Consider the following 8,698-nt stretch of genomic DNA (forward strand, 5'->3'; position numbering starts at 1 on the left):
AATTCAAAAAGTTGATTGAAGTGGTTTTTGAGTTTCGCAGTGCCTACGCAGAAGCTAAACGGAAACGTCATTTAATGGAGTTCATTGATATTGAACAGGCGGCCTACAGAATGTTGACGCTAGAAACAGTGCAGGCAAAAGAAATTCGGCAAAAAATTCAAAACCAATATTATGAAATTATGGTTGATGAGTATCAGGATAACAACCGACTTCAAGACGCCATTTTGAACCAGATTGCGACGACAGAACCCCAGAATCGATTTATGGTGGGGGATGTTAAGCAGTCAATTTATAAATTTAGACTTGCTGATCCAACGATGTTTGTTGAAAAACAAAATGATTATGCTGGTGAGAATAACCATGAACTAATAAACTTGGCTGAAAATTTTAGGTCTGCAGTGAACGTTGACAACTTTACTAACTTAATTTTTGAACAAATTATGGACGAACGGTTTGGCGATATTGATTATGCTAATCAAGCAAAATTGAAATATGGAGCAACTTATTATCCAGATGATTTAGATACTTCGATTGAGTTACTCCTATATAATGCGAAAGATGCAACTGATTTCGATAATGATAATAATGATTTTCAAGCTGATGGAGTTGAGGCTGGTCAGTCTGAACTAATTGCTCAAAAAATTCGTCAACTAATCGATAATCAGTCAGAAATCTATGATAAGGATCTCCAAGCACTCCGGCCAGTTAAGTATGGTGACTTTGCTGTTATTTCTCCCACCCATACGAATGAGTTAGTGTTGGCAGATGCGTTTTCACGTTATGATATTCCTGCTGAAATTAATGGAGCCGAAAACTACTTTAAAACTACCGAGATTCAAGTAATGATGTCATTGTTGTCGATTATTGATAATCCATATCAGGATATTCCGTTGGTAGCAGTTCTGCGTTCACCAATTGTCGGATTAAATGAAAATGAACTTGCCTTTCTGAGAATTAATCAAAAAACTGGTGACTATTATTCAGCTTTGCGTAACTTCTACGATAAATATGATTATGCGGATCCCTCAGATTATGCTAAAAATATTTATCCAAAGGTTGATAAGCTGCTTAAACAATTGCGAATGTTTAGAGATGTTGCCCAGCAAGAAGGTATCGTTGCTTTAATCTGGCACATTTATAACGAAACGGGTTTCTTAGATTATGTCGGTGGTATGCCAGCTGGTTACCAGCGTCAGGCCAATCTCCACGCTTTATATGAACGTGCTGAAGATTATGAAAAAAATGGTTTTAAAGGTCTCTTTCAATTTGTCTTATTTGTTAAACGTATGCAGGACCGAGATGAAGACTTAGCCACTACAAACCCATCAACTACTGAAGACGCGGTCCATGTAATGACCATTCACGGAAGTAAGGGACTACAATTTCCAATTGTTTTCGTTGATGATATTTCTAAACGATTTAATAATCAGGATTTAAAGGGGACATATGTCCTTAACGATAAGTTAGGCATTGGAATTACTTACTTGCAAAATGATTCTCGTGAATTGTTTGAACCACTCCAAAAACGAGCTCTCTATGATCTCACTAAGAACGCGAGCTTAGGCGAGGAGATGCGAAAATTATATGTTGCACTGACCCGAGCTGAGCAGCGGTTATACTTAGTGGGAAATGTGAAAAAGGTCGATGATGGTGCTGATTTGGTGGACAAATGGTTAGCTAAAGCAGCCGACGATTCATTGGTTTTATCGGTTGCGGCTCGGAATCAGGCTAATTCATTTATTGATTGGGTGGGGCCAGCAATTGCTCGACATCCAAATGTTTCGGAACAGTTTGGTACTGAGAAGGATCTTAAATTTTTAATTAGCGATGAATCTCAATTTAAGATTGAGCTGATTGATGATGAGATGCTGTCTAAATATGGAAAATCTGTTAATGTTACGTCATTAAAGGATGGTACTTGGATCAACAACACGTTGTCTCAAATTGAAGAAAGCCTGGAACCAACTAATCAAGATATTGCTAATGTCTTGAACTATGAATATCCGTATAAGTCAGCGGTTAAGACCACCGCTTATCAATCAGTATCGGAAATTAAGCGGGTGTTTGAAGATCCAGATAGTATTGAAATGATGAACAATCCAGCGTTAGATGTTGATAGTGTTAGTGCAAATCGAATGGTGCAATCGCAAATGCCGATACCTAATTTTTGGTGAGTGAAGATAAACCTGCGCCTACAGATGTTGGAACAGCAACACATTTGTTATTACAACAAGTTGATTTAAATGTTCGACCGGATGAGAAGATGTTAGCTAATTTACTTTCACAGTTAGTTGCTCAAGGGGCAATTGATTCAAATGTGGCTACTTTGATTGATCTTAATAAAGTTACTCAGTTCTTTGATTCTGATTTAGGTAAACTCGTCTTAGAAAATAGTGATACAGTAAAGCGTGAATCACCATTTTCATTATTGGTAAAAGCAGGAGATGTATTTCCTGGCTTTGAAAATGATCAACAACAACGATTACTTATCCATGGAATCATTGATGGTTATGTCGTAGTTGATAACGAAGTTTATTTGTTTGATTATAAAACAGACAAATTAACCCCTAAGACTGGTATTGAAGATATTAAGAATCGTTACCGAGGACAAATTAATTTGTACGCATTAGCGTTGAGCGAGATAATTCATTTGCCAATTGCTCATAAGTATCTGTACTTATTAGAGAGCAATCAATCAGTAGTAATTGAATAATTGGTTAAACTTATCAGGAGGCTGCTTGTTAAGTGACCAAAATGTTGTAAGATAGTTTTTATTAAAGCTAAACAACTAAATTGGAGAAATCATGAAAAAAATTGCACAATTATTAATGGTTTCCTTAACAGTAGTTGGATTGTCTGCATGTGGTACCAGCAATACAACTTCCCAAAAGAAACCAGCTCAACAAACGACTTCACAAGAAAAAACTTCAAAGCAAAATAATATCAAACCAACGCCGATTAATTGGCGGAAACCATCTGAGGATAAACCATATCCTAAGATTACAGCTCAAAATGGACGCTATTTGTATGTATCAATTGCAAATCAACGAGTTTATATACTAAGTCCTAAAAAGAAAGTTTTGTATACAATGAACGCCTCAACCGGAAAAAATAACTCAACCCCACGGGGGACTTATCATATCCAAGAGGAACATGGTGACTTTTTCTATAATCAGGAATCTAAAGAAGGGGCCAAGTATTGGACATCATTTAAAGACCACGGAATTTATTTGTTCCACACGGTTCCAACCGATGCTCAGGGAAACTATATTCCTTCTGAAGCCAGGGAACTGGGAAGATCAGCTAATTCACACGGGTGTGTTAGACTAGCGATTCCGGATGCTAAATGGATTAATCAAAACGTTCCAGTAGGAACAAAAGTGGTAATTAATTAGGAGGGATTAGGATGGTAAAATTTAATACTTTGCTAGTTCGAGGCGGCGATGTCCATGATAATGATACGGGTGCCGTTAACGTTCCGGTTTATAATTCTTCGACTTATCCGACTCGAAACTCAGTGGAAACTCTGTGTGCTGAGTTAGAGAATGGTGATCGAGGCTTCGCGTTTTCAAGCGGCATGGCTGCGATTCATGCTGCCTTATCAATTTTCAAACCTGGTGATCATGTAATTATCGGGGATAATATTTATGGTGGGACTTTCAGACTGGTTAATGATTTTCTAAAACCAATGGGCATTGAATTTTCAGAAGTTGATACTAGAGATATCAATGCAGTCAAAGCAGCAATCACTCCAGCTACTAAAGCAATTTATTTTGAACCAGTAACTAATCCATTGCTTCATGTTTCCAGTGTTAAGCAAATCTCAGCAGTGGCTAAGAACCATGATTTGTTGGTAATCGTTGATAATACCTTTTTGTCTCCATACCTTCAACAACCATTGGATTTAGGTGCCGATATGGTAGTTCATTCTGCGACTAAATATCTAAGTGGCCATTCAGATATCATGGCTGGAATCGTGGTTACGAAGGGTAAGGAGTTAGGTGAGCGAGTTTACTTAACTCAGAACGCTGTTGGGGCTGTCTTGGCTCCTCAAGAAGCTAGTATTTTAAGGCGAGGCATTCAAACGCTAAACATTCGAATGGATCGGCATCTTGAAAACACCCAAAAGATTATTGATTACTTACAGAAGAGTCCAAAGGTAGCTAAGATTAATTATCCAACTATTGATAAGACATCTGTCGAGTATAAGATTATTAGGGATGAAACCCATGGTGCTGGTGGTGTTTTATCATTTGAGTTACAACCAGGTTTAGATGCTAAAGAATTTGTTAATAATTTAAACCTATTTGTGCTAGCAGTTTCATTAGGAGCAGCTGAGAGTTTAGTTGAAGTTCCAGCATTTATGTCACATTTTGAAATTCCAAAGCCGGAACGATTAAAGATGGGTATTAAGGATGAATTGATTAGGTTATCAATTGGTCTAGAAGATATTAGCGACTTAACCGCTGATTTAGATACTGCATTCGCAAAAATTTAAGATCAAAAAGCACCCCAATTTATTAATTGGGGTGCTTTTTGATCTTATTTTTGAGAGTAAAATAAAAAGTTCTCTAAAATGCCTGTCTATCAAGCGACCAGAGAACTTATTTTAAGCTACATTAATTAGAAATGTTATGATGGTTACCATAATTATGGCAATGATACTTATTCCCGCTGAAGCGCGAGTCCAAAATTTACCATTTAAATGATTTAGCACGAAAAACATTACTATTAAAAAAACTAAACCAATAATGTACATCGTCAGTAATGCGGTTCGGACACTTGTATCTTGTGATAGCATGGCTATACCCCCGTTAGTTACCTGTATTGTACAATAATTTATTTAGGTTACTCAATAATTAGTTGATATGCATACCGAGGAGATGCTTCGCCTTCCTCTTCTTCCATGTGAATAATTCCACGCTTTTCGAAACCATTGGTAGTAATGACATGTTGCATTCCGAGATTCTCAGGATGAGTATCGATTCTGATGTCTTTATATCCAAGGATACTAGAAATTGTGATTAGGCCAGTCATCATTTTTTCTGAAAGATGTTGGCCTCGAAAATCTGATGACATAGCAATGCGATGGATAGCAGTGTAGCGACCGTTAACACCGTTGATCCATTCGCCATCATGAATCTTTAAGTAACTAACATCTAGTCCTTGGTGAAGGGCAGCAGTTGCCGCAATCTTACCATCAATAACGAGAACATAAGTAATTCCAAACTTAACGTCGGTTTCTAAATCTTCGTCAGTTGGATAGCCCGTCTGCCACTGATCAATTCCTTGTTTATTTAAGTAGTCTTTTGCTTCGCTGATAATTTTTTTGATTGCTGGTAAGTCTTCGTTAGTTGCTTGCCGCAAATAAGTTGCTGCCATTTGTAAACACCTCTTTATAAAAAATCTAATCTATTTGATTAGTAAAAATACAGCAGTGAATTATAGAACAATTATCAACTAACTTCAACTTAAATTCATAAAAAATCAAACAGTTTTCTGTTTCGATTTACGTAGATATATATATGCTGGCAATTGACATTTTTAGATTACTTATCTTTGCCTTTGTCTTTATCTTTATCCAATAATTCATTAGCTTTTTCAGAGACTTTTTCCTTTTGCTTCTTCTAATTTATCTTTTGCTTTTCCGGTAGCGTCCTGAATCTTACCTTTTAATTTCAATTCTTGATTATCGGTTGCTTCACCGGTACCTTCTTTAATCTTTCCCTTTACTTGATCACTTTTACTATCTAAACTCATATATAACACTCCTTTCTTTTTCTTATCTATATCATAAATGGAATGAAGGAAGCTGGTCAAAAATAAAGCTTATAAATTAATATCATGGTTTTAAAGGTTTAAATGGTATTATTTAGTTAATTATTACATAGGGGAATATGAAATGAGTAAATACGATAATTACGGAAAGAGAATCTTAAAAAACATTGGAATATTTACTTCACGAATCTTTGGGGAGAATTCATATGCTAAGTATCAAATCTTCGATGAGCGAGTTAGCCAGAGTAGTGTGGCAATTGGCATTCAGAAACTAGTTAATGGGATACCCCTGGCTGACTTTAAATTGTCCAAGTCTGCTCAGCTTGGATATGTAGCTGCATTAGCTGATTTGCAGGAAGTGGGTTTTTCCCGAGTTTATTTTGTTTCGCTATGGGCAACAGGACAGAACGACGATGTGGTTATTAATCGTGCTGCTGGTCAGGAATTTGCGAATTATATTCAAGAAGTTGACGATAAAGATAGATTTATCATAGGATATCAAACCGCGTTGATTCACTTCATGAACGGAATTACTGGTGATAAGGGTATAGTTAATCAGATAATTACTGAAATACATGAACATGGAGGATCAGAATTTGTGGAGAATTGGTTTGCGGATACTAATACTAAGTTGGGTGAATTAGATCCGTTGGCGGAACTGACTGGGTCGAATTTGAATCTAAAGCAAGTCCAAGACACTGTGGCTAGCTTGTTTACTGAGCTTGCGGCTAATAAATTAAACATTAATCAATTTGCAAATGGAAATATTGCAATCAAACGAGAACATGTAAATGATTTTTTAACGGAAGTTGCTTTAACTGCATCTGAACTAAGCCAGTTTAAGTATCAAGATGTATTTACGACGATTAATCAATTTGTTGATCAACAGTTAGTTCCAATGCTTAACTTATTGAGTACCGGATTAATGCAGTGGTATTCCACTCACATCCTCAATGAAAATAACATGAATTTACTTGGCCTGCCCCACACTAGTAGTCAGCAGATTAGAGACTATATTGAGTTTCCAAATTCAATTGATGAATTTTTTGAAAAGATGGCTATATTTAATTTGAGCAGATATAGTCAATCAAGAAGCGGTGGTAGAGATAATTATCAGTTGAAATATTCTGTGGAACTTATTAATAATGAATCTTTAATTGATAAGTATGGTGATCAAGTGAAGATAAAATACGGGGTGTTTGATTTAATTTATCAAGAATTGGTAGAAGTGTTAACGGATCAGTCGTTAATACCTATGGCTCAGTATAAGAAGCGTCAATTTAATGAAATTAGACTTGGAATATATGATGGTACTGAAGCTAATAAGGACCAAATAATTGAAGTATCGTTTACCATTCGCTCGGAGCGGGTGATGAAAAAACTTATTAATGATGCTATTGTGCTTGCTGATATTGGGCGTAAGGATCGATTAGCACTGACCAATGCACGTTCACTAAGTTCTTTTGTTAGAAATTTAAATGATGATAAGTGGGCTGAATTTAACTATGATGTTGAAAAAATTAATCGCCCCACTAGAAAAGTTCTCTACTGGATATACCAAAGTACATTTATTGGTGAATTGGATGCAGATGAAGTAACTGAGGCGATATAAAAACACCGTTACTCTAAAATAGGTAGCGGTGTTTTTTATATTAGCTAATTAAATGGCTTTGATGGCAATCGCGGCACCCATGCCACCGCCCATACATAATGATGCAATTCCGTAAGTTTTATTTGTTCGATGGAGATTGTTGACTAAGGTAGTAATAATTCTTGCCCCCGAGTCACCGAGTGGATGGCCTAAAGCAAGAGCACCTCCGACGATGTTTAATTTGTTGTTTGGAATATTTAAATCGCGACTAATTGCAATGGACTGCGAAGCAAAAGCTTCATTGATTTCAAATAAATCGATATCTGCGACTGTCATTTTTAATTTATCTAATAAGTTAGAGATTGCATAATAGGGAGCATAACCCATAATTTGGGGATCGATACCTACTTCTGAATAATCGATGATCTCAGCCATCGGTGTTAGGTGATTTGTTTCAACAGATGCTTCAGAAGAGATTAGCAGGGCACTAGCACCGTCATTAAGGGATGCGGCATTGCCCGCAGTAACACTACCAGACGGATCGAATACTGGTTTTAACTTAGCAAGTTTTTCAAGACTGGTATCAAAACGAATCCCTTCATCTTGAGTGACAATGGAATGAGCGGTAGTTATGGGGATGATTTCGTTTTTAAAATCCTCAGCGTACACAGCTTGAGAAGCTTTTAAGTGAGAGTTTAACGTGAATGCATCTTGCTCTTCACGGGATACATTAAATCTATTAGCAACATTCTCAGCGGTGATTCCCATTGGTTGATTTGAGAAGGCATCATTCAAACCATCTTGGTTTAACCCGTCAACTAAAGTAATTGAACCAAACTTATTTCCTGAGCGAATATGATGATTATAGAATGGAACATTTGACATACTTTCTGTACCACCAGCAATTATGTTTTGAGCTTCATTTAGTCTAATTGCAGAATAGGCTTGGTGGATGGCCTTCATTCCAGACCCACATACTTGATTGACAGTAAAGGCGGTTTTAGTATCAGGAATATTACTATTGATTTCAATTTGTCTTGCGATATTTTGACCATTACCTGCCTGAATTGCATTTCCAAAGATCACTTGATCAATTTGATTAGACATAATAGTTGAAGACTCTATGACACCTTTTGTAGCTATAGTACCTAATTGTTCAGCAGAATATTTGCTTAAACCTCCCCCTAATTTACCGATAGGGGTCCGTTTAGCTTCAGTAATGTATGATTTTATCAAAGCGATACTCCTTTTCTGTTAATGCAACGTATAGTATACATACAATGAAAGAAAATGTGGTAAAATGTACTCAGGCTTATATAGATTGCAACC

At 36.5% G+C, this 8,698-nt stretch carries 8 protein-coding genes; 5 read left to right on the forward strand and 3 right to left on the reverse strand.

Annotated features, from left to right (window positions below; genetic code table 11):
* The first annotated feature begins 20 nt into the window (after window positions 1–20).
* From addA to NBRC111893_RS02835, 4 genes are all read left to right on the forward strand, one after another.
* Window positions 21–2,174: a helicase-exonuclease AddAB subunit AddA gene (addA, locus tag NBRC111893_RS11055; RefSeq protein ID WP_230402929.1), complete on the forward strand. Its 2,154-nt coding sequence runs from the start codon at window positions 21–23 to the stop codon at window positions 2,172–2,174.
* Window positions 2,171–2,713: a PD-(D/E)XK nuclease family protein gene (locus tag NBRC111893_RS11060; protein WP_225417508.1), complete on the forward strand. Its 543-nt coding sequence runs from the start codon at window positions 2,171–2,173 to the stop codon at window positions 2,711–2,713. Before addA ends, NBRC111893_RS11060 begins: the two co-directional genes overlap by 4 nt.
* 91 nt (window positions 2,714–2,804) lie before the next feature.
* Complete coding sequence (locus NBRC111893_RS02830; protein ID WP_125007898.1) at window positions 2,805–3,395, forward strand: L,D-transpeptidase; 591 nt, start codon at window positions 2,805–2,807, stop codon at window positions 3,393–3,395.
* 11 nt (window positions 3,396–3,406) lie between these two features.
* Entirely contained in the window at window positions 3,407–4,498 is a 1,092-nt protein-coding gene (locus NBRC111893_RS02835; RefSeq protein WP_125007899.1) for a trans-sulfuration enzyme family protein, read from the forward strand.
* Window positions 4,499–4,848: 350 nt separating this feature from the next.
* Here NBRC111893_RS02835 and NBRC111893_RS02840 read toward each other — a convergent pair whose 3' ends face one another.
* On the reverse strand, window positions 4,849–5,382 hold the full coding sequence (locus NBRC111893_RS02840; RefSeq protein WP_125007900.1) for a GNAT family N-acetyltransferase: 534 nt from the start codon (window positions 5,380–5,382) through the stop codon (window positions 4,849–4,851).
* A 219-nt stretch (window positions 5,383–5,601) separates the two neighbouring features.
* The gene (locus tag NBRC111893_RS02845) at window positions 5,602–5,760 is read right to left on the reverse strand and encodes a CsbD family protein (protein WP_225417509.1); all 159 of its coding nucleotides are present in this window, start codon (window positions 5,758–5,760) and stop codon (window positions 5,602–5,604) included.
* Window positions 5,761–5,902: 142 nt separating this feature from the next.
* On the opposite strand from NBRC111893_RS02845, the gene NBRC111893_RS02850 reads away from it, so the two are divergent.
* Window positions 5,903–7,390 carry a hypothetical protein gene (locus tag NBRC111893_RS02850; RefSeq protein ID WP_125007901.1) on the forward strand — a complete coding sequence of 496 codons (1,488 nt, stop codon included), beginning with the start codon at window positions 5,903–5,905 and terminating at the stop codon, window positions 7,388–7,390.
* Between the two features lie 48 nt (window positions 7,391–7,438).
* Here the strand turns inward: NBRC111893_RS02850 and NBRC111893_RS02855 are convergent, their stop codons facing one another.
* On the reverse strand, window positions 7,439–8,605 hold the full coding sequence (locus NBRC111893_RS02855; RefSeq protein WP_125007902.1) for a thiolase family protein: 1,167 nt from the start codon (window positions 8,603–8,605) through the stop codon (window positions 7,439–7,441).
* Window positions 8,606–8,698: the final 93 nt, after the last annotated feature.

It is taken from the genome of Lentilactobacillus kosonis, assembly GCF_003864335.1.
Lineage (GTDB): Bacteria > Bacillota > Bacilli > Lactobacillales > Lactobacillaceae > Lentilactobacillus > Lentilactobacillus kosonis.

What these genes read in the sequence shown, in the direction of transcription:
- NBRC111893_RS02830 (WP_125007898.1), top strand. Translation starts at nt 2,805, where the DNA reads ATGAAAAAAATTGCACAATTATTAATGGTTTCCTTAACAGTAGTTGGA.
- NBRC111893_RS02835 (WP_125007899.1), top strand. Translation starts at nt 3,407, where the DNA reads ATGGTAAAATTTAATACTTTGCTAGTTCGAGGCGGCGATGTCCATGAT.
- NBRC111893_RS02840 (WP_125007900.1), bottom strand. Translation starts at nt 5,382, where the DNA reads ATGGCAGCAACTTATTTGCGGCAAGCAACTAACGAAGACTTACCAGCA.
- NBRC111893_RS02845 (WP_225417509.1), bottom strand. Translation starts at nt 5,760, where the DNA reads ATGAGTTTAGATAGTAAAAGTGATCAAGTAAAGGGAAAGATTAAAGAA.
- NBRC111893_RS02850 (WP_125007901.1), top strand. Translation starts at nt 5,903, where the DNA reads ATGAGTAAATACGATAATTACGGAAAGAGAATCTTAAAAAACATTGGA.